The organism is Bradyrhizobium sp. (assembly GCF_049581145.1).
GTDB lineage: Bacteria > Pseudomonadota > Alphaproteobacteria > Rhizobiales > Xanthobacteraceae > Bradyrhizobium.
Genome location: NZ_JBAURI010000719.1, coordinates 1 through 1685, shown reverse-complemented (window position 1 = coordinate 1685; position 1685 = coordinate 1). Strand labels below are relative to the sequence as shown.

1 protein-coding gene is annotated in these 1685 nt (G+C 66.9%); it reads left to right on the top strand.

Annotated elements, in window-relative coordinates:
• A partial coding sequence (locus WCB02_RS23360) for a DUF3363 domain-containing protein (RefSeq protein ID WP_423961852.1) occupies nt 1–1316 on the top strand: 1316 nt, incomplete at its 5' end.
• Between the last annotated feature and the right edge of the window lie 369 nt (nt 1317–1685).

Here is a 1685-nt window from a genome sequence, read left to right as displayed (position 1 = left end):
AGGTTGCAAAGCAGCTCGAGCGCGAAGTGGATGCCGATCGCTTCACTCACCTCGACCGGATGCTGATCGCCGAGCAGCGGGGGAGGGAGTTTTCCGATCTGCGCCCCGACCAGGACATGCGAGACACGGCCCGTCAGAACCGGGCGCTGCTGATCGAGCGTGCGCGCAAGCTGGAGCGCATGGGGCTGGCGACCGAAATCGAGACCGGCGTTTGGATGGTATCGTCAAAGGCCGAGACTGTGCTGCGGGAGCTTGGCGAGCGCGGCGACATCATCAAGACCATGCACCGGGCACTCGAACGCGAAGGGTTGGCGGAGCAGCGTGATCCCGGCGGCTACGTCCTGCACCGGGAGAACGCGACCGGGCGCATCACGGGCCGCGTGCTCGACAAGGGGCTTGGCGGCGATGAGATGGGCGAGCGGGTCCGGCTGGTGATCGACGCCGTGGACGGGCGCGTGCATCACATCGAGATGGATGCCGACCGCGCCGAGGAGGTCGGCCGAGGCATGATCGTGGTGGCCGGCTCCGCCCCTCCCGGGCCGAGCGCCGCGGATCGCAATATCCTGGATATCGCAGGTCAAGGCGGCGTCTATCGTCCGTCCGAGCATCTGGAGCGGGCGCGCGCCGCCATCGATCGGATCGGCGGCGATCCCGAGGCCTTCGTGCGCTCTCATGTGCGCCGGCTGGAGGCGCTGCGCCGCGCGGGCCATACGATCCGGATCGACGCCGACCACTGGTGTGTCCCCAATGATCTCCCCGCACGCGGTCAAGCCTACGATCTGGCGCGGGACCGCGCCAACATCCGCATCGCCATTCTGTCTCCTACCGGGCTCGACAACCAGATCGGCCATGACGGTGCGACGTGGCTCGACCGGGAACTGGCTTCGCCCGGCCGCGCTGCGCTTGCCAATACCGGTTTCGGCCGGGAGGTCACTGAGGCAATGGAACGGCGCAGGCAGAGTCTCGTGAACATGGGCCATGCCGTCCGGCTGGAGGACGGTCGCATCCGCGTGTCAAAGGATCTTGTCGCCGATCTGGAGCGGACGGAGGTCACTCGTGTCGGCAAGGCCATGGCTGCCGAACGCGGTCTGACATTCACCGCCGCCAAGACCGGCGAATATGTCAGCGGCAAGCTGGTCGGGTCCGCCCAGCTCGCCAGCGGCCGCTTCGCCATGATCGATGACGGCATCGGTTTCCAGCTGGTGCCGTGGCAGCCCGCGCTGGACAACCGCATCGGCCAGCATATCACCGGCACGGTGCGCGAGATCGGCGGCATCGAATGGAGCTTTGGCCGGCAACGAGGGCTGGGGATGTGAGAGTCCCTAAATCGTGACTCATTCGAAGCCATGGAGACAGACCGGCGCCATCCCATGAGGCTCGCGCTGTTCGCACTCCCGGCTCACTCGGCCTTGACGAAGTCAAGCTGCCCGGCAAGGGGCTGCAATGATGGTAACGCATTGAGAAGCCGGCGGCACGAGCAGGGCAACGAGGGCCCACATCATGGCCCGGAACGTCGAATGCTCGCTAAGCTCGTTTTCCTCTAACGGTGGACAGAGCGGTTCGATTCCGCGGGCAGCGCCGCATCGTCCTGCGTCACAAGGCGCGCTGCGCGGGATCGCCGCGGCGCCGGCCGCTCGCCGTGTCGGTGATCGCAGCCAGACGCGGTGGTCCGCGCTGCTCAAGCC